Source organism: Eubacterium ventriosum (genome assembly GCF_025150745.1).
Taxonomy (GTDB): Bacteria; Bacillota; Clostridia; order Lachnospirales; family Lachnospiraceae; genus Eubacterium_G; species Eubacterium_G ventriosum.
This window is the reverse complement of sequence record NZ_CP102282.1, coordinates 2,018,775-2,040,703: the sequence shown is the minus strand read 5'-3', so window position 1 is coordinate 2,040,703 and position 21,929 is coordinate 2,018,775. Positions and strand designations below refer to the sequence as shown.

The 21,929-nt window shown below is 36.0% G+C and carries 11 protein-coding genes; 10 read left to right on the top strand and 1 reads right to left on the bottom strand.

Annotation, left to right across the window (positions count from 1 at the left end; all coding sequences use genetic code 11):
- Positions 1–57: 57 nt before the first annotated feature.
- The 5 genes from NQ558_RS09135 (at position 58) to NQ558_RS09115 (ending at position 7,654) form a co-directional block, all read left to right on the top strand.
- Positions 58–750, top strand: coding sequence for an iron-sulfur cluster assembly scaffold protein (locus NQ558_RS09135; RefSeq protein ID WP_005359486.1), 693 nt, complete (start codon positions 58–60; stop codon positions 748–750).
- Between the two features lie 12 nt (positions 751–762).
- Positions 763–1,773, top strand: coding sequence for a GGGtGRT protein (locus NQ558_RS09130; protein WP_005359488.1), 1,011 nt, complete (start codon positions 763–765; stop codon positions 1,771–1,773).
- Between the two features lie 33 nt (positions 1,774–1,806).
- The gene (locus NQ558_RS09125; RefSeq protein WP_278183932.1) at positions 1,807–3,342 is read left to right on the top strand and encodes a YfhO family protein; all 1,536 of its coding nucleotides are present in this window, start codon (positions 1,807–1,809) and stop codon (positions 3,340–3,342) included.
- A 303-nt stretch (positions 3,343–3,645) separates the two neighbouring features.
- Positions 3,646–7,194, top strand: coding sequence for a cellulase family glycosylhydrolase (locus NQ558_RS09120; RefSeq protein ID WP_005359492.1), 3,549 nt, complete (start codon positions 3,646–3,648; stop codon positions 7,192–7,194).
- Between the two features lie 316 nt (positions 7,195–7,510).
- Positions 7,511–7,654, top strand: coding sequence for a hypothetical protein (locus NQ558_RS09115; protein ID WP_156774943.1), 144 nt, complete (start codon positions 7,511–7,513; stop codon positions 7,652–7,654).
- A gap of 52 nt (positions 7,655–7,706) precedes the next feature.
- On the opposite strand, the gene NQ558_RS09110 is transcribed toward NQ558_RS09115, so the two are convergent.
- A complete protein-coding gene (locus NQ558_RS09110) occupies positions 7,707–7,898 on the bottom strand; it encodes a helix-turn-helix domain-containing protein (RefSeq protein WP_242652082.1) in 192 nt (63 codons plus the stop codon).
- 284 nt (positions 7,899–8,182) lie between these two features.
- On the opposite strand from NQ558_RS09110, the gene NQ558_RS09105 reads away from it, so the two are divergent.
- The 5 genes from NQ558_RS09105 to NQ558_RS09085 all read left to right on the top strand — a co-directional run bounded on the left by NQ558_RS09105 (position 8,183) and on the right by NQ558_RS09085 (position 21,841).
- Positions 8,183–9,499 (top strand): ISLre2 family transposase, encoded by a 1,317-nt coding sequence (locus tag NQ558_RS09105; RefSeq protein WP_259907415.1) that lies wholly within the window; start codon positions 8,183–8,185, stop codon positions 9,497–9,499.
- Positions 9,500–9,768: 269 nt separating this feature from the next.
- Positions 9,769–16,002, top strand: a complete 6,234-nt coding sequence (locus NQ558_RS09100; protein ID WP_005361618.1) for a GH92 family glycosyl hydrolase — start codon at positions 9,769–9,771, stop codon at positions 16,000–16,002.
- Between the two features lie 325 nt (positions 16,003–16,327).
- Positions 16,328–20,482 carry a glycoside hydrolase family 76 protein gene (locus NQ558_RS09095; RefSeq protein ID WP_005361619.1) on the top strand — a complete coding sequence of 1,385 codons (4,155 nt, stop codon included), beginning with the start codon at positions 16,328–16,330 and terminating at the stop codon, positions 20,480–20,482.
- Between the two features lie 347 nt (positions 20,483–20,829).
- A complete protein-coding gene (locus tag NQ558_RS09090; RefSeq protein ID WP_084812555.1) occupies positions 20,830–21,564 on the top strand; it encodes a diacylglycerol/lipid kinase family protein in 735 nt (244 codons plus the stop codon).
- A gap of 145 nt (positions 21,565–21,709) precedes the next feature.
- Positions 21,710–21,841: a hypothetical protein gene (locus tag NQ558_RS09085; protein ID WP_005361622.1), complete on the top strand. Its 132-nt coding sequence runs from the start codon at positions 21,710–21,712 to the stop codon at positions 21,839–21,841.
- Positions 21,842–21,929 lie beyond the last annotated feature (88 nt).

Here is a 21,929-nt window from a genome sequence, read left to right as displayed (position 1 = left end):
CTGCATTAACATGGATTTTAATCCATAGTTTATATTTCGAAAGGAGTATTTATTCAGATGATTTATTCAAAAGAAGTTGAAATGATGTGTCCTGTAGCTAAGGGCGCAAAGCATGAACCTGCTCCAATTCCAGAAGAAGGAAAATGGGTTCACTCAAAAGAAATCAAAGATATTTCAGGTTTTACACATGGTGTTGGCTGGTGTGCTCCACAGCAGGGTGCTTGTAAGCTTACATTAAATGTTAAAGAAGGTATCATTGAAGAAGCATTAATCGAAACAATCGGATGTTCAGGTATGACACATTCAGCAGCTATGGCAGCTGAAATTCTTCAGGGAAAGACAATTCTTGAAGCTTTAAATACTGACTTAGTTTGTGATGCTATCAATACAGCTATGAGAGAATTATTCTTACAGATCGTATATGGTAGAACTCAGAGTGCTTTCTCAGATGACGGTCTTGTAGTTGGTGCCGGACTTGAAGATTTAGGAAAAGGACTTCGTTCACAGGTTGGTACAATGTACGCTACAAAGGCTAAAGGTGTTAGATATCTTGAAATGGCAGAAGGCTATGTAACAGGTATCGCTCTTGATGCTGATAATGAAGTTATTGGTTACCAGTTTGTTAGCTTAGGAAAGATGACAGACTTTATCAAAAATGGTGATGATCCTACAACAGCTTGGGAAAAAGCAAAAGGCCAGTATGGTCGTGTTGATGACGCTGTTAAGATTATCGATCCAAGAAAGGAATAGGAGGTAACAACAATGGCATTATTTGAATCATATGAAAGAAGAATTGACCAGATTAATTCTGTTTTAAATAGTTATGGAATCGCTTCTATCGAAGAAGCTGAAAAGATTACAAAGGACGCTGGATTAGATGTTTACGAACAGGTTAAAAAGATTCAGCCAATTTGTTTTGAAAATGCATGCTGGGCTTACACAGTAGGTGCAGCTATCGCTATTAAGAAAGGTTGTAGAAGAGCTGCTGATGCTGCTGCAGCAATCGGTGAAGGTCTTCAGGCTTTCTGTATTCCAGGTTCTGTTGCTGACCACAGAAAAGTAGGTCTTGGACATGGTAACTTAGGAAAGATGTTACTTGAAGAAGAAACAGAATGTTTCGCATTCCTTGCAGGACACGAATCATTCGCAGCTGCTGAAGGTGCTATCGGTATCGCAGAAAAGGCTAACAAGGTTCGTAAGAAACCTTTAAGAGTTATCTTAAATGGTCTTGGAAAAGATGCAGCTCAGATTATTTCAAGAATTAATGGTTTCACATATGTTGAAACAAAATATGATTATAAAGAAGCTAAGTTAAACATCGTTTACGAAAAAGCTTATTCTGATGGACTTCGTGCAACTGTAAAATGTTACGGTGCTGACGATGTTCAGGAAGGTGTTGCAATCATGCATCACGAAAATGTTGGTGTATCTATTACAGGTAACTCAACAAACCCAACTAGATTCCAGCATCCTGTTGCAGGTACATACAAGAAAGAATGTATCGAACAGGGTAAGAAGTACTTCTCAGTAGCATCAGGTGGTGGTACAGGACGTACACTTCATCCAGATAACATGGCTGCAGGTCCAGCTTCATATGGTATGACAGATACATTAGGACGTATGCATTCAGATGCTCAGTTCGCAGGTTCTTCATCAGTTCCAGCTCACGTTGAAATGATGGGTCTTATCGGAATGGGTAATAACCCAATGGTTGGTGCTACAGTAGCAGTTGCCGTTTCTGTTGAAGAAGCAGCTAACGCTGGCAAGTTCTAATTAGAAAAAGCCTATAAATAAAGGGATTGCGGAATATTTAGCAATCGGAAAAGAGATGTTAAGAGAGGTGTCTTCGGATACCTCTTTTTTGCTTTAAATCACGTTTTTTATTACACTTTTATGTTGTTTGCATTTGAGTGCGGAACAAAGATGATGACACAGTTTGTTATTGATAATGGCGGCATAATGGGACAGTTTATAAAAGCCGGTAAGGTTAATGATGTAATGACTAATTCCGGAATAAGTAAAGTTAAGGATGATGATAAATCTTTATATAGAGTTGAGAGCATATATGAAGGCAGTTCAAATTATTCTCTGGTAAATGACGTCCCGACAGTTTCCTCCTATTACAGTATAACTTCCGGTAATATATCTGAAACAATGGAAAGTTTGGAAAATTCAGATATTTTTACGGCAGTGTGGACAAAAGATTTGTCAAGAAGAACCGGTCTTATGGAACTTGCCGGAGTGAAATACTACTTGAAAAGAGGCAGTGGGATAGATTTAACCAGCGTACCATATGGATATAAATTAAAGGATACTTTGGAGACAAAGGCGGAAGACGAAAATAATGATAATGTTTACCTTTATGAAAATTCTTTGGCACTTCCTCTTGTTTATGGCTATGATAACTATATGAAAAAAAGCGATTGGGACAGCTTAGACTCTTATGATAAAGAAAATGCCATGCTTCAGATTGCGGTTGTTCAGGATGACATGAATGGCGAGTTGAAGGAAAGAACACCTTCCTGCAATTCAGTAGTAGTTGTTAATAAGAAGAAATTCATGTCTAAGCTAAAGAAAATGAAACTTCCTAATATGAAAGTAAAAGGCGATAAAATTACCGTAAAAAGCGGTATGGTGAAAATACCTATTTCTTTTAAAGGTATTGCAAACAGTGAAACATACCTAAATATTAAGGGAATTGATTACAATCATTTCAGTGACGAATATGTAAAAGAAAAGCTTAAAGCATCTGACATTTCACAGGATGAAAGAAGTGATGTTATATATAATAAGCGTGTGGATAATTTTTATCTTGGCGGGATAATTAATGACAAGTATGCCGGATTTAACTATTGCACTAAGTATTATATTTATAATGGAGCAAAATCGACATTGTGCAATTATGGCTATAATAAAAATTCTCTTAAAGAAGCATATTTCTATATGTCGTCGCCGGGCGTGTATACCTTTGATGATATAAAGATTGTGTGTCAGCCTATGGACAACTATAAAAAGTATGTTAAGAAATTAAAATTAAATATTAAGAATTTGGAAATTGAACATAATAAAATATCTTATAATGCAAAGCTTAACAACAAAAAACTTATTTGTACCGCAGTTCCTTATTCAAAAGGCTGGTCAGCAAAAATTGATGGAAAGCCGGCAAAAATAATAAAAACAAACGGAATGTACATGGGTGTAGTTGCACCGAAAGGAAATCATAAAATAGAATACTCTTATGTAACTCCGGGACTGGGGCTTGGAAGTGCTTTATCTCTGGCAGGGTGGCTTGTTACAATATCGTTATTTATAATATTTAGGAGAAAGAAAAACACGAATTAATAAAGTGTAGAAGAATCGATTTTAAAAGGTCAGAATTATAATATGACTTTTTAAGGTCGATTTTTATTTTGAAATATTTTTAGTAATGAAAATATGAAAATTTGCCTAAAAAAGAGATTTAAAACAGGATCAAGAGAGCATTTCGCACAAAAACAGCGTCCCATTTAAGTGCAAATTTTAAGAAAATGCAAAAAATAATAAAAATAGTTTTATCATATAGAAAAACACATATTAAAAGACTATAATTTTTTTAGTAGTTTAAGGTTAAACAACGAATATTATAAGAGAAGGGAAGAAACTATTGTGAAAAAATTACAGGCTATAGGCAGAAAAATGTCTGCAGGAATATTGACAGCATGTTTAACAGTAGGAATGTTAGCAGGTACATTTACTTCAGGCACTGCCGAACAGGTAAGTGGAGCGATTACAGGCTTCACATCAAATGATTTTCTAAAATGTTATGGAACATCAATAAGAAATAATTACGGAAATGGAAACACAGTTCATTTGAGAGGTACAAATGCAGGAGGATTATTTGTACAGGAAAGTTGGATGTGTTCCACTAATGTAAGGGATCAAAAGACATTAATGTCTAATTTAAAGGATAGATTCGGGGAAAACCAAATGTACAGTCTTCTTGATTACTATGAAGATAATTACTGGACAGAGTCAGACTTTGATAATTGCAAAAATTTGGGAATGAGTGTTATAAGGGTACCATTCACATACATGAATTTATATAGATATGATTCTTCAAAAAATGATTGGGCATTAAGAGACAATGCATTCAGAAAACTTGACTGGTTTGTAGAACAGTGCAGTCAAAGAGGAATTTATGTAATATTAGATCTACACGGAGCATTTGGTTCACAAAACGGACAGGATCATTCAGGTGAAGTTATTGATAATGTGTCAGATGTGACATTTTTTTCAAATTCATACAACAAAAACAAGACTCTGGAATTATGGAAAACAGTTGCAGCTCACTTTGCAAATAATCCGGCAGTAGCTGCATATGATACATTAAATGAACCGGGAGAAAAGGCAGGTACAACGGGAGAGAAGCATTGGAATTTTTACAATGAAATGTACAATACAATTCGTTCTGTAGATCCGAACCACATTATTATAATGGAATCCTGTTGGGGAACGTCAAATCTTCCTAACCCTCAAAAATATGGTTGGACAAATGTAATGTATGAATACCATCATTACACATGGGATTACATAAGTGATTTAGATGGTCAGAAAAAATCCTGCGATAATATAATTAATAGTATTAACAACGCAAATTACGGCGTGCCTACATATATTGGCGAGTTTACATGCTTTGGACTTGAGGATGCATGGAATTACGTAATGAACAGATTTAATGAAGAGGGAATTAATTATACTTCGTGGTCGTATAAAACCAACAATTCAGGTTCCTGGGGAATTTACAATGAGAAGAATACAAATAAAGTAAATCCTACATCAGACTCGATAGATACAATTAAAAATAACTGGGGAGCAAATTCTATTGGAACAGGAAATCAGAGTAGCAACGGTATGATTTATAACTCTATAAAAAAAGCAATGCCGGGAACAATCGTTTTTGCAAATAAGGCTTTGACGGATGATGATTATATTGCCATAAAAGCACAGATTTCGAATAAATATGTCTGCGCTGACAATAACGGACAGTCGAATCTGGTTGCTAACAGAACTTCAGCCGGAGGCTGGGAGCAGTTTAGAGTAATAAACAACAGCGATGGAACGGTGTCGTTCCAGTCAAGAGCAAACAACAAGTATTTATGTGCAGTATTTGATGATACTGATAAAGAGAATCCTGTTATAGCAAGAAGTAATGCTATTGGAACATGGGAAAAATTCTATGCTGAAAAGCAGTCAGATGGAACATATGCCCTTAAGACATATGTAGACAATTATTATGTCCAGGCAGACATTGACGACGCAACATCAGGAATACTACATGCTTATGGAGCGTCAGTAGGAACATGGGAAAAGTTTTTATTAGAGCCTGCATCAGATAAAACTGAAATGCCGGGACAAACTGATAATCCATCTGTTCCTGAAACAACAGTGGCACCGACAACTAAGTCGGCTGAAACAGTTCCGGAAGGATATACAGAAGCAACAGTTAATCAGTGGACACCATCAGGTAAATGGGGATGTTACTTTGGAAACTGGAGTGGAACAGCGTCAGGTGCATATAAGTGGGTATCAGACGCAGACTATAATATTTATGTTGATAAGGCAAACAAAGGATCAGCATGGTTAGTACAGGGAAGTTATACAGATAACGTAACAAACGGACATACATATAAAGTAACAGTAGATGTTACTGCATCAAAAGCATGTTCAATTGGTATAAAAGAAGATCTTTCAAACGAAAAGGATCTACAGGTATATACAGATATACCGGCAAATGGTACAAGGACTTTAACAGGAACATACACAGTAACAAACAACCAGATAAAAGTAATGTTTGAGTTAGGACAGAATGTTGATGCAGGAACAAATATTAACTTTAAAAATATTAAGATTGAGGATACGACTGCCTCAACAACAAAGGAATCAACAACACCAACAACAGTAGCACCGACAACAAAGGGAACAGCAGTAGTTACAACGACGGTAGCACCTACTACAGCTGTTGAAGATGATACAATTCCTGCACCGATAGGATTAACATACGCAGGAAATGAAACACTTCCATATTACTTTGCATGGCAGGCACCTACAAGTGATATAGAAAGTTACAATGTATATGTTGATGGAAGATTAGTAGCAACATCAAATACAGCAGCTATTAATTTAACAGCAGATGCCTTTGCAAACGGAAACGGTGATTATGTAGTGTCTGTAAAATCAGTTAGAAATGGCAAGGAATCAAAGGCGACATCAATTACTTACACATATATAGGTGGAACAGTAGATAAGCCAACAACAGTAGCACCAACAACAACAGTTGCACCAACTACGACGGTGGCACCTACAACAACAGTAGCCCCAACTACGACGGTGGCACCTACAACAACAGTAGCCCCAACTACGACAGTAGCACCAACCACAACAGTAGTTCCGACAACAACAGTTGATGAGGATGCAGTTCCTGCACCAATAGGATTAATATATGCAGGAGATGAAACACTTCCATATTGCTTTGCATGGCAGGCACCTACAAGTGACATAGAAAGTTACAACGTATATGTTGATGGAAGATTAGCAGGAACATCAAATGTGCCAAATATAAATCTTTCTATAGATGCATTTAAGGATGGAAAAAAGGATTATACAATATCAGTAAAATCAGTTAGAGGTGGCAGGGAATCAGAAGCAACATCAGTTACATACAGCTTCAGGGATGAAGTGCCAACAACGGTAGTCCCAACGACAGTAGCCCCTACGACAGCAGCACCTACAACGGTTGCACCAACACCAGATGCATCAACACCAGATGCATCAACAACAGATGCATCAACACCAGATGGAACAACAACAGACACATCAACAACAGCTAAGCCAAAGGCAACAACAAAGAAAGTAACAAAGAAAGTAACAAAGAAGGCTTCACTTAAGAAAACAAAGATTACTAAGAAAATAACAAAGAAACTTAGCTCAAAGAAAGTTAAATTAACATTCAAGAAAGTTATGGGTGCTAAGAAGTACACAGTACAGGTATCAAAAAGCAAGAAGTTTAAGAAAGTTCTTTACAAGAAGACAGTTAAGAAGAAAAAAGTTACTCTTTCAAGCAAGAAATTAAAGAACAAGAAGAAATTATATGTAAGAGTAAAAGCAGTTGGCGCTAAGAAGTGGTCAAAGGTTGTTAAAATTAAAGTAAAGAAATAATTAAAATTACATATTTTAATCTAACAGAGTCCCTTATGAACTGTAATGGTTCGTAAGGGATTTTTTTCCTAAGTCCTTTTTCTATTGGCTCTTTGTCAAGAGTGGGGGTAAAAAGATTTTTGACACAGTTGTGAACCATTGTTCACAACTGTGTTTTCTCTTTTAAGCAGAAGTCATAAGGATTGAAACGAATAAGACCATCGCATATCTGGAATACGATATTGCAAAGTATAAAGTTAATCCGGAGGATGCAGACAAAGTTTCAGAAGAACGTTATAAAATCAGACCGGAGAAGGAGCAACAGGCAAAAGAAGAATTGAAAGATATGTATGGCAAAGAGTTTGATGGTTATCTGTTTGAGGATGCTATGGAAGAAACGGATAAGTTACTGGAAGGAAAAGTGGCTGTAAGGGAAGAGGAAATAGAAGTAAATAGAGATATGAATGAAAGAAGAAGGTAGTGGAGCAATGCAGGTTTAATTAACTTCTTTGCTGAGTGAAACAGATAGACAGTTATATGTTCGATTTTAGGATTTCTACCATTTGCATAATGACATCAATTTCATTGTCATTCAGTCCGGTGACATCAATGGATTTTATAGTACTAATTCCAAGTAAATAGTCAATTGATACATGAAAAATATGGGAAAGATTAATTAATACTTCATATGAGGGATAACGATTGCCTGATTCATAAGCAGAAATTACACTTATTGCAACGTCGGCTAAATCTGCCAGTTGTGTTTGAGTGAGTTTTTTTCTTTTCTAAGTTTTTTGATTTTTTCTACAAAATTCACCATCAGTAGCACCTCTTTTCACAAATAGTGTACTAAATATTGTTTCTGCAAAGGTGTAATAAAATACACATCTTTTAAAGTAGCTAGCGTAAATTTTTAGTCGGAAAATAAAACAAAAAAATAAGAGGAACCCCTTACTTTGTGATAAAGTATTAATTACTACAAAAAACTTTAAAAGAAAGGTATCCTCTTATGAAAGAAATTATACAGTATTTTAACGAAGTTTGCATCAATGAATTATTAAAAGTTTCCGAAAATTTATACAGAGATCCAAGCAAGTTTGCTGAATACATTGAAGAACTAAAAGAAACATTAAATAAACTCGGAGTAGAGATTATCAAAGAAACTCTCGAAGAGATGGATATGGCAATAAAAAACAGTGTAAAAAGAAAGATGAACTGGCATGTTGAGAAGAAAGATTGCGAGAAAGATTTAATTACAACTCTTGGTACTGTATCTTTTATGAAAACACTTTATGTATCAAAAGAAAAGAATGAAGATGGGAAGTTTGAGATGTGCTATCTTCTAGATAAGGTAATGGGATTTGAAGAAAATCAACGGCTTACAGAAGATGCAATGGTAAAAGTATACGAAGAAGCTGTACAGACTTCTTATAGACGTGGAGGTGAGTCTGTAAACGAATCGGACAGTATAAGCAAAACCGCGGTAAAAGATATGCTTCACAAAACAAAATTTCCTGAAATAATACCGGAAGAGCCGGAGAAAAAGAAAGTGGATTATCTTTATATTGATGCAGATGAGGACCACTACGCTCTGCAATTCCAAGAGAAAAAAGGCGACCTGGAAGTAAGTGAAAATGGAAGAAAAAAGAATGGAGCAATAACAAAACTCGTATATGTGTATGAGGGAGTTGCGCCTGAAGCACCGGGAAGCAAACGAAATAAGTTGATAAACACAAAATATTTTTGCAGTGGATGTGATGAATCAAACAAAGAATTCTGGGCAAGGATAAGACGCTATGTTTATACAGCATATGATATGGAAGGCATAAAGAAAATTTATATTAATTCAGATGGTGGAGCATGGATTAAAGAGGGAATGAACCAGCTCGGAAGCATAGAGTATGTATTGGATGAATTTCATCTAAGCAAATATGTGTTAAAAATGACATCACATATGTTGGACAGCAAAGAAGATGCAAGAGTCGGAGTATGCAAAATCATAAGAGATGGAACAAAGAAAGAATTCGATGAAATAGTAGAAAGATTAGAAGGATGCGCAAAAACAGAGAGTCAGCTCAAAAGAATTCAGGAAGCTGCAAAGTATATCAAAAATAACTGGACAGCGGCCAAAAGACGACTTTGGAGAAGAAATGGCGTGTGTGCATGCAGTGCCGAAGGGCATGTAAGTCATGTATTGTCATCGCGAATGAGTACACTTGCTCTGGGTTGGAGCAGACTGGGTGCATCAAAAATGGCAAGACTCAGAGAGTGGCATTATAACAAGAACAGTATGCTGGAACTTGTAAGAAGTCAGCAAGTCAGATAAAATACAGCCAAGCAGAACAAAAAGATATTTTTGACAATAAATGTCAGTTGGATTATCATAGATAGTGTTCTAGTACTTCGATACAAACATGGGGAATTCTCTATCATGTATTTTCCGACAACAAATTTACGCGACCCTGAATTTTAGAAAGTATATACAACAAACAACATTTTATGTATAATTAAAATGTATTTTAATGATTATATGGCATAAGTGATATGGCATTTTTATGTTAGGTACAGTTATGTTGTAGTTGAAAGGAGAACATTATGACAAAGAAAGGAAAATTAAGAAAGGGTATCAGTATTCTACTTGCAGTATGTATGGCTCTCCCTGTGGGATTTGTTACGAAAAGCGAAACTGTGCATGGAAAAGTGATAGATGCAGATATAACAAAAAGAGAATTATGGTCTACATCCTTTGAATCAGCAGATAGATTTAAAACTTCTACAGTAGATGATAAGAAGGGTACCGCCAATATTACAACAAATGAACTAAGGTATCAGATAAATGGAAATTTATCCGGTGAAATCGAGAGTTACTCGGGAAGTGCCGCGAAAAATGATAATGAAGTTTTGAAAAATTTGTTTGACGGAGACTCTGGAACAAAATATTTAACTGAGGCAAAGCCGTCGGAAGTTATTGTAAAACTAAAGAGTCAACAGGTTATAAAATCGTATGTGATAACTTCTGCGAATGATGCTTCCGGAAGAGACCCTAAGAATTGGAGTCTTCAGGGTAGAAATTCGGATAATGAAAGCTGGGTAACCATCGACAATAAAACAAATCAGGTGTTTAATGCCAGATATAAACAAAATTATTTTGAATTGGATAACAGCACAGCATATAGACAGTATAGATTGCGGATTACAGCAAATAAAAATGGTGGTTCCATGACACAATTTTCAGAGTTTATTCTTGCAACAGGCAAGTGTCAGGAAGTTGGTGCTTCTATTAGCAAAATGAATAGTGAGATTACTTCCGGACCGAGCGATGCATGGAATCAAAAATCCAATGTGGGTTGGACAGGAAACCACTCTCTTGTATGCAAGGGAGTTCATGTAGGAACTGGTCATGCATATTCTTATAATGTTATTTATGACAACTTGAATCTTAAAGTAAGTGATAATACAAATTTAAGATATGTAATTTTTCCTTCCATGTCTAATGGAGACGAATATGACTATGAATATACACAGATGCATATGGCGGTGGATTTAAAGTTTAAGGATGGAACTTATTTAAGTGAGTTAGGTGCAATTGATCAAAATGGGAATAAGGTGGATGCACAGTCTCAGGGAGATAGTCGTACACTGGTGGCACAACAATGGAATGAAATTTACAGCAAAATTGGTGATGTGGCAAAGGGAAAAGTCATTGAAAAGATTTTGGTTGTGTACGATATGAAAGCTCATAATGCGAGGGCTTTAGCAAAATTCCAGACATATTTTGATGACATTGAAATATATAATCAGGATTATCCAGTATATTCTCACTTATCAGATTATGTAAATATTCTAAGAGGAACGAACAATACAGGAAACTTCTCCAGAGGGTTGACAATTCCGGCAGTAACAGTGCCAAACGGATTCAACTTTTGGATTCCTGCAACCAGCGCAAGCAGTAATTCGGCTTATGAATATCAGAAAACAGATGAATTTCGTTGTATGAGAATAAGCCATGAACCGTCTATATGGGTTGGTGATAGAGGAACCTGGCAATTTATGGTAAATACCAGCAAAGATTATAATACAAATGACGATTATGGATTGGGAACGTTAAAAGCAAACTTTAGTCATAATAATGAGGTAGCAAAAGCGCATTATTATAAAGTTTCTTTTGATGGCAATGGAGGCGATGCAGCAAATTCACAGATAGAGCTGACACCGACATCTCATGGCGCAGCGGTACGGTTTACTTATAATAACACGGCAAACAAGAGTGTTATCTTTGATTGTGCCAATGGTGGAAGTAGGACCGAATATAGCGGAAATACATTTAAAACATATTCTGACCATACAGGGAATGGTTCGAAGCGTATGTACATTTACGGAGAATTTAGTGAGACTCCTAAGGGAACTAAAATAAATGACAGGAAAAGTATTGCATCCTTTAATTCCAATACAGTTACAATGAAACTTGCCACATCATACATCAGCTATGATCAGGCAAAGAAAAATTTGGAGCTTGAAATTGGGAGAGACAGTTTTGAAACGATTTATAACAAGGCACAGTCTAAATGGGATAATCAGCTTGGAATTATCACAGATGTTAAAGGCGCAAATTATGAACAGTTAGTTACATTGTATTCTTGTATTTACCGTATGTATTGTTATCCAAATCTTATGTCAGAAAATACAGGGTCAAACAGTAATCCGGTTTGGAAATACAAGAGCCCTTACAAAGATGCTAATGCAGATCCTGTGGAGGGAAAGATTTATATTAATAATGGTTTCTGGGATACATATCGTACTGCATGGTCAGGGTATGGACTGTTTACACCGTCCAAAGCAACAGAGTTGTTAAACGGTTTGGTACAGCATTATAAAGATCAAGGATGGCTGCCAAGATGGATTGCACCGGGTGGAACCAACAGTATGGTGGGAACAAGCAGTGATGCTATTTTTGCCGATGCAATGGTAAAGGGCATATCATTTGATTATGAAAATGCATACAGGTCCGCATTGAGAAATGCAGCTACTGTATCCGATAACCTTACAAATGGAGGAAGAAAGAAATTAAATATTTCGAACTTTATCGGATATGTACCTGCTGATGAAAATGAAAATTTCTCATGGTCCATGGAAGGATATATTAACGATTACGGAATTGCTCAGATGGCAAAGAAATTGGCAGATCAGACGAACGATGCAACAAAGAAAGCAAACTATATGTCTGAATATTACTACTATCTAAACAGAGCAAAGAACTATTCACTCTTATTTGACGATTCTGGTCAGGATGTCACGTCAAAATGGTTGAGAGGAAGAAAAACTGACGGTTCTTTGAATTTAGGAAACAGTGACAATAATACGGGATTTAATCCATTCTGGTGGGGGGCAGATTATACAGAAACCAATGCATTTAACATGGCAGTTTCTGTACCACAGGATGGAATTGGACTTGCAAACTTATATGGCGGTCGCGACCAGCTTGCAGACAAGCTTGATACAATCTTTACAACTGATGGAGGATATATTGGATATGGCGGCATGGATGGTGTTGGTGGTATTCATGAACAGAGGGAAGCAAGAGAAGTAAAACTGGGTCAGTATGGACACAGCAATCAGCCGTCCCATCATATTCCATATATGTATCTGTACTCATCCCGTCCGTGGGAGACACAGAAGTATGTAAGAGATATTCTTGCAAGATGTTATGCAGGAAGTACCTTTGGGCAGGGTTATATTGGTGATGAAGATAATGGTGAAATGTCAGCATGGTATGTATTGTCTTCCATCGGCTTTTATCCATTGTCAATGGGAAATGATGAATTTGCTATCGGTTCACCACAGTTTGAAGAGGTAACTGTTAATTTGGAAGGAAATAAAAAACTGGTAATTAAGGCAAATAACAATAGTAAGAAAAATGTGTATGTAGATAGTATGTACGTTAATGGAGAAAAGTATGATAAAACATTTATAAAATACGAGGATTTAATTAAAGGTGGAACAATTGAATTTAATATGTCCTCAACACCTAATAAAGAGCGCGGACTTGAACAGGATAGCCTTACATCCATAACTAAAGATGACAATAAGCCGCAAGTATATACGGACTATTCAAAGGATGCCAATAAGTCTTCAAGTACAGGAGTGACTACATTGGATAACTTATTTGATGATAATTCAGATACAGAGACAAAGGTTGATAATACAACTACACTTATGTTTAAGTTTACCGATAAAAAAGCTGTAAGAATGTTGACTCTTACATCATCAAAATCAGGAAGAACACCGGATAGGGCACAGGTGTATGGCGATAATGAAGATGATAACTGGGTTTTACTGGGAGACTACCATGACAGTGGCAGCTTGTTCTTTAATGTTTGGGGCAAGTATACAAGACCATTTATAATAAGTGCAGACAAAGTGGGCAAATACTCAAGATATAAAGTTGTTCTTACAGGAACAGATGCTTATTTGTCAGAAGTTGAGATGCTGGGATATAAGGATAACGGAATATTAAAGAGTGATTTAAAAAATGCCATTGATGTAGCAAAATCAATAGACACTACAGGTGAATATCCGCAGATTGTGAAGCGCTTGAAAAACAATTTAAAAGAGGCATGCAGTGTGTATGATAATGAAGAAGCATCAGATGATGAAATTCTAAAAGCTTATCAGTCATTGGGTAGAATTGTGGACATTGAGAAGAAGACAATTAAAATACATGATGCAAGCCAAGTAGAAGCAGAAGAGTTTGATGCAAAGTCCGACCATATAGTTAATGATGGCAAAAACATTGGTGGAGTGGAAAAGAATACATGGGTAAGATATGACAGTGTGTACTTTAACGGTTTGGCATCTCAGGTAAGCTTTAACTATTCGGGACAAAAGAGTGATGCAGGCGGATATGCACAGGTGTATATAGACAGCAAGGTAGGAGAACCTGTAGCAACTATTAATCTTCCGGTTACCGGAGATAATTGGAGTACATATACTACTGTAAGTCAGCAGCTTGAAAAATCCATAAGTGGTCTTCATGATATATATATTGTATTTAAGAACGATGGATCGCATAAATATGTGGCAAATGTTGACAATATTGCTTTTGATGTAAAAAGTGTTGAGGAAAAGGATAATATTCCATCAGGATATACAGAAGCAACAGTTAATCAGTGGACACCATCAGGTAAATGGGGATGTTACTTTGGAAACTGGAGTGGAACGGCTTCAGGATCATATAAGTGGGCATCAGACGCAGACTATAATATTTATGTTGATAAGGCAAACAAAGGAACAGCATGGTTAGTACAGGGAAGTTATACAGATAACGTAACAAACGGACATACATATAAAGTAACAGTAGATGTTACTGCATCAAAAGCATGTTCAATTGGTATAAAAGAAGATCTTTCAAATGAAAAGGAGCCACAGGTATATACAGATATACCGGCAAAAGGAACAAGAACTTTAACAGGAACATACACAGTAACAAATAACCAGATAAAAGTAATGTTTGAGTTAGGACAGAATGTTGATGCAGGAACAAATATTAACTTTAAAAATATTAAGATTGAAGATTTAACAGTTGAAACAACAAAGGAACCAACGCCAACAACAGTAGCACCGACAACAGAGGCACCGACTGCAATTGGACCAACAACAGTAGTACCTACAACAACAGTAGCACCAACAACGGTAGCACCAACAACGGTAGTACCTACTACAGCAGCGCCAACAACAGTAGCGCCAACAACGGTAGCACCTACAACAGTGGCACCAACAACAGTGGCACCTACAACAGTGGCACCTACTACGGCAGCACCAACAACAGTGGCACCAACAACAGAGGCACCAATCACAACAGTAGCCCCTACAACAACAGTTGATGAGGATGCAGTTCCTACTCCAATAGGATTAATATATGCAGGAAATGAAACACTGCCATACTACTTTATATGGCAGGCACCGGCAAGTGATATAGAAAGTTACAATGTGTACGTTGATGGAAAACTTGTTGCAGCATCAGGCACACCATCTATCAATTTAACAGCAGACGCTTTTGCAAGTGGAAACGGTGACTATACAGTATCAGTAAAATCAGTTAGAAATGGTAAGGAATCAAAGGCAACATCAATTACTTACACATATACAGGTGGAACAGTAGATAAGCCAACAACAGTAGCACCTACAACACAGAGTGAAACTTCAACAGCAGCAATTGGAGAAGGAAGCAATGCAGGTAAGGTTGACAGCGAAATACTTAACTGCAGGAATGATAAGGATTTAGCAGGATCTACTTTCGGAAAACTTTGTGTAAAGGTTAAGAAGAGCAAGAAGAAAGCTATCAGTCTTACATGGAAGAACATACAGGTTGCTAAGACATATGTTATCTATGGTGCAAAATGTGGAACTTCATATAAGAAGATTGCAACTGTTCACAGCAAGACATTTACAGATAAGAAGCTCAGGAAAGGTACTTACTATAAGTACATGGTTGTAGCATTAAATGAAAAGGGCGAAGTGGTAGCAATATCCAAGTTAATTCATGTGGCAACAAAGGGTGGAAAAGTAGGTAACTGTAAGAAGCTTAAAGTGAACAAGTCAAAGGTTAACTTAAAGCAGGGTAAGAAGTTTAAGTTAAAAGTTAAACAGATTGCTGAATCAAAGAAGGTTAAATTAAAGAAACATAGAAAGATAGCCTTCGAATCAGATAATCAGGATGTGGCTGTTGTATCTAAGAAAGGTATAATTACAGCAAAGAAGAAAGGCAAATGTTCAGTTTATGTTTATGCACAGAATGGTGTATATAAAAAAATAAAAATTAGAGTTAACTAGAAACATAGTAAAGGACTATTAGTCTGGAAAAATGTTCTCTGTTAAATAATAAAACTAAAAGGGATGCTATCACACTAATAATAGTTAGTGTGGTAGCATATATATATATATTGTTTGCTGGAAGTTGAAGAACGTGATGGATTATACATTTAAAAATTTTGCCGTAAGTGTTTACAAAAACAATTAAATAAGGGCTAAAAGTATTATCTGTCCCAACTGAAAAATGGTGTGCATTTTTCAGAAATAGTAACCAAATTTTATATTTTATTGAGCCTTAATTTGTAAGGTGATAGCCTATAAAAAAGAGTGTAAATAGGAGGGAAACATGCTAAAAAGATTTATTTCAATTTTGCTAACAGTAGTTATGGTTAGCACGTTGGGGGGCGGTATGAATATTGGTCAAAATGTTGAAGTAAAAGCTGCAACTGCAGGGATAACTAATGGTGCAACTTATACAATTGTATCGGCATATAATGGTAAGGCAATAACACAGACCGACCTTTCGACATTTTATGCAAATTGTGTGGTTTGGAACACAGATGCAATGAGCGATTTGGCAAGATGGACATTAAAGGAAACAGGGGATTATTATAATATCACCAATGTAGTATCGGGTAAGAGTATAAAAATAACCGGTAAAAACAGTGGTGATAATATGGACTTAAATGGTAATGATAATTCCAATAATTACAGATGGAAGTTAGTGCCAATTACATCAGGAACATATTCCGGATGTTACTATATTGTTTCAGCTGTAAAAAATGATAATGGTGAAGAAGAATATGCTGAAATTATCAGTGATGATGACAAAAAAGATAAGGATGGCGCACAGGTCAGATTATGGACAAAGGCAAAAAGTGTAGATTATGAGCCTCGTCAGATTTGGAGAATACAAAAGAGTGATGCTGAGAATTTATCATTTACTGAAGCAATGGCGGACAAGGCTTTAGAAGCATTTAAGAACAAGTATTATGTTAAAAATTCAACAACAGGATATGACAGCCTGGGTGGTGGATTCTGGGGAATTGCAGAAGTTATGGAGGCTATGCTTGATGGATATGAAACAACAGGAAAACCAATTTACAGGGATATGTTTCAAAATACATATAAGGATTTTATAGCAAGAAATGGAGATTATTGGTCAAATAATGATTTTAATGATGATATAGCCTGGGCAGTGCTTGATTCCGTAAGAGCATATTTGTTGTTTGGTGATCAGAGTTACTTAGACATTGCCAAGAAAAACTGGGACTTTATGTATAAAAGAGGAACAGAAGGAAGAACAGACGGACTGATTAGATGGTCTCATGAAAATGGTAGAGGCGATGGAACAACGTCATGTATTAACGGACCTGCAACAGTAGGTGCATGTTATCTGGCAATTGCCACAGGCGATGACAGTTATTATACAAAAGCTAAAAGTGTATTTGACGCATGGAGAAACAGTTCACTGTATGTAAGAGAAGGTGACGATGCAGGACATGTGTGGGATAGTGCAGGAAATAACTGGCGTTCTACTTATAATCAGGGAACTTTCCTTGGAGCAGCAATCATGCTTTATGAAAAGTATGGAACACAGCAGTATTATGATGATGCATGCAATGTTATGGCAAATACAGTAAAACACTTATGCTATAACAATATTTTAAAAGAAGAGAATACAAATTCAGGTGACCTTTCAGGTATGAGAGGAATTCTCATGAGGTATATGAGAAAATTCATTGTAGATTTTAATAAGGGTGAGTATCTTTCATTCTTTAAAGATAATGCAAGAGTTGCATGGATGAATAGTAATTCAAAAGGAATTATGCAATGTTCATGGCAGAAAAAAGCATCTGAAGACGCAACATGGGATTCATTTGCGGCTTATAACGCCATTTCACTTATGGCGAACATGCCGACATATGCGAATAATTTACAAAGGGATGCTTATTCAAATATTGAAGCAGAAGATTTAGATTATTGTAAAGGGCTTATTTCGGAAAATTCCGGCGGAACCAGTGGTGGCAGAAGTCTTGGTGGTGTAAAGAACGGAAATTATGCTGCTTACTACAATATTGATTTTGGTGAGACAGGTGCATCAAAACTCACATTTAAATATTCAAGAAGTACTGAAAAAGAAGATGCAAATGGAACATTGGAATTTAGACTTGGAAGCACAACAGGACCACTTATTGCAAAGGCAAGCATTGAAAATACAGGAACATGGCAGAACTGGAAGGAAGTTACAATTGATACAGCCCGCATTACCGGAGTGCAGAACGTATACATAGTGTTTAAGTCAGATACATCACATGTATGTAATTTTGATTACTTTAAATTTACTAAGGCAACAAAGGACGATCAGGGATACTTTTTCCTAAAGTCAGATGCATCAAATCAGTATGCAAAGTGTAAAAACGGAAGCAGTGATACAACAATTGTTGCAACAAGTGATAATAGAGATGAGTGGGAACAGTTTAAAATAATTAAAAATGATGATGGAACAGTTTCTTTCAAATCATTAGTATCAGGAAAATATATATGTATGGTAAGTGAAGGAGCATATCTTACAGCAAGCACCTCCGCAATATATAACGGAGAAAAATTTGTTATAGAAAGATACGCGGAAGATACAAGTAAAAATAAACAGTTTGCTATTAGGTCAATTGCAAATGGAAAGTATTTGTGCGTTGATCCAAGTGGCGACAAGGCGGTTCTTTCAACTTCAACTACGATAGGTGGCTTATGGGAAACTTTCCATATGGAAACCGTAAATGGAGAATGGATAGTGCCTGACGGAACTGTTCTTGCGGATAGTGCATATAGAGATGCATTTTCAAAAATTGAAGCAGAGAGCACAGATGACTTTAATGGAACAATTAATTATGATACATACCTAGGAAATACCAATGATGGTGAATGGGCAAGATATGATAGTGTAAGATTTACCAAAACCGCAAAGAGTATTATAATGAATTACTCTGTAAGAGGTAAGATTGCCACAGGAAAAGTATCATTGTATTTAGATAGTTTGGATACGACACCTGTTGGAGAATTGTATCTGACTGAAACTGCTGAAGACAGTTGGGATACATATGTAGAAAAACAGTTTGCTTTGGAAAAAGAGATAAGTGCAGGAGTTCATAATGTATATCTTAAATTTACCCCTGACAGCGGAAAGACATATGTTGGAAATATCGATTATTTCTTATTTAGTGAAGAGGCATATGAAGAACCAACAACAGTAGCATCAACAACAGTAGCACCAACAACAGTAGCGCCAACCACAACAGTGGCACCTACTACGACGGTTGCACCAACTACAACAGTGGCACCAACCACAACAGTAGCGCCAACCACAGTGGCACCAACAACAAAGGTAGTTCCTACAACAACAGTTGATGAGGATGCAGTTCCTGCTCCAATAGGATTAACATACGCAGGAAATGAAACACTTCCATACTACTTTGCATGGCAGGCACCTACAAGTGACATAGACAGCTATAATGTATATGTTGATGGAAGACTAGCAGCAACATCAAATATAGCAGCTATTAATTTAACAGCAGATGTATTTAAGGATGGAAAAAAGGATTATACAATATCAGTAAAATCTGTTAAAAATGGTAAGGAATCAGAAGCAACATCAATTACATATAGCTTTAAGGATGATGTGACAACAACGGTAGCACCTACCACAATAGTGGCACCAACAACAACAGTAGCACCTACAACGGTAGCACCAACAACGGTAGCACCAACAACAGTGACACCAACGACAGTAGCGCCTACAACAGAGGTACCAACAACGGTAGCACCTACAACAGAGGCACCGACAACAATGGCGCCTACAACACAGAGTGAAACTTCAACAGTAGCAATTGGAGAAGGAAGCAATGCAGGTAAGGTTGACAGCGAAATACTTAACTGCAGGAATGATAAGGATTTAGCAGGATCTACTTTCGGAAAACTTTGTGTAAAGGTTAAGAAGAGCAAGAAGAAAGCTATCAGTCTTACATGGAAGAAAATACAGGTTGCTAAGACATATGTTATATATGGTGCAAAATGTGGAACTTCATATAAGAAGATTGCAACTGTTCACAGAAAGACATTTACTAATAAGAAGCTAAAGAAAGGTACTTATTATAAGTACATGGTTGTTGCATTAAATGAAAAGGGCGAAGTGGTAGCAATATCCAAGTTAATTCATGTGGCAACAAAGGGTGGAAAAGTAGGTAACTGTAAGAAGCTTAAAGTGAACAAGTCAAAGGTTAACTTAAAGCAGGGTAAGAAGTTTAAGTTAAAAGTTAAACAGATTGCTGAATCAAAGAAGGTTAAATTAAAGAAACATAGAAAGGTTGCCTTCGAATCAGATAATCAGGATGTGGCTGTTGTATCTAAGAAAGGTATAATTACAGCAAAGAAGAAAGGCACATGTTCAGTTTATGTTTATGCACAGAATGGTGTATATAAACAAGTGAAAGTTACAGTTAAATAAAATATAAAATAAAAATCAATTATAATACCTCCAAGGTAGAAATGGTAAATAACCGGAGTATGCTTTGGAGGTATTTTTGTGTTTCAAAAAAATAATTGAAATTGGTGTAAAATAAAAAAGTAATATAAAAAGTGTCACAAGTATAATATTATATTATTTATAGTTATAGGTAGAAAAATAGTTAATTACAGAAGAGAGTGATACAAATGGAGTATTATTTTATAATTAATCCTATAAGTGGAAAAATTAACAAACAATTATTAGAAAAGAATATAAGAGAGGCATGTCTTAAAAGACAGGTTTATGTACACAAAGAAAACAGGTGATGCACAGTATCTGGCAAAAAAATACCTGATGAGGAATGTGTAGTTTTTTCCGTTGGTGGTGACGGCAATTTAAACGAAGTGCTTAACGGAATTGCAAAATCTGAAAACAAGATTCTTGGAAATATTCCAACAGGCAGTGGAAATGATTTTGATAAAACCCTAAAGCAGTATCAAAATGGGATACTGAATATTGACTTAGGAAAAATCAATAACAGATTTTTTATAAATGTGGCGTGTCTTGGACTGGATGCAGATGTGGCAAATAACATATCATTTATAAGAAAGAAAAAATGGATTCCGGTTTCTCAAAGATACAATGCAAGTCTTGTATACTCTTATTTTAAATATAAGTTTAAGGACTTAAAAATAACAATGGGAGAAACTCAGGTAGAAAATTCATGCACAATTCTTGCAGTTGGAAATGGACAGTATTATGGTGGCGGTTTTAGAATTGCACCTCATGCTTTATTGGAAGATGGTATGTTTGACATATATTTTGTTGAAAAATTGCCTAAACCTAAGATTATTCCAATTTTAATTAAACTGTTAAGAGGAAAACACGAAAATTCAGAGTACGTTACAAGATTTTCAGGAAATAAGATTATAATAGATACTGATGAGTTATGTACTTTTAATGTTGATGGAGAAAAAATGACGTCAAATCATTTTGAAATCATTAATATTTCAGGTGGCATAAAAGTATATAACGACAGGAATTTTATTGATGAAATTTTGCAGAAGGAAGAGAAAAAATAGTTTATCAGATAAATGAGTACAAATAATTTAGTTTATAAATGATTCGGTTTATAAATGAGTACCAACAGATTGGTATATAAATTAGTACAAGAGGGAGTTTTATTACTAAACACAGTTTTGACTGTTAGAGCACATCAGGCAAATTATGTTAAATGATAATGTAAAAGCGAGAGTTATGGATTATAATGGAGAATATCATAAAAAAGTAACGGATGCCAAACCGCTGAATTCACAGGAATATTTCTTTGCGGAAGCATATTGTGAGTTAGGTAGATAATGAACAAACAGTGTGGGACATGATAAAAATAAAACCGATTTTACTAATTTAAAAAAGCAGTTTTGGGCTAGCGTAAATTTTTAGTCGG

What these genes read in the sequence shown, in the direction of transcription:
- NQ558_RS09085 (WP_005361622.1), top strand. Translation starts at nt 21,710, where the DNA reads ATGTTAAATGATAATGTAAAAGCGAGAGTTATGGATTATAATGGAGAA.
- NQ558_RS09100 (WP_005361618.1), top strand. Translation starts at nt 9,769, where the DNA reads ATGACAAAGAAAGGAAAATTAAGAAAGGGTATCAGTATTCTACTTGCA.
- NQ558_RS09105 (WP_259907415.1), top strand. Translation starts at nt 8,183, where the DNA reads ATGAAAGAAATTATACAGTATTTTAACGAAGTTTGCATCAATGAATTA.
- NQ558_RS09095 (WP_005361619.1), top strand. Translation starts at nt 16,328, where the DNA reads ATGCTAAAAAGATTTATTTCAATTTTGCTAACAGTAGTTATGGTTAGC.
- NQ558_RS09135 (WP_005359486.1), top strand. Translation starts at nt 58, where the DNA reads ATGATTTATTCAAAAGAAGTTGAAATGATGTGTCCTGTAGCTAAGGGC.
- NQ558_RS09130 (WP_005359488.1), top strand. Translation starts at nt 763, where the DNA reads ATGGCATTATTTGAATCATATGAAAGAAGAATTGACCAGATTAATTCT.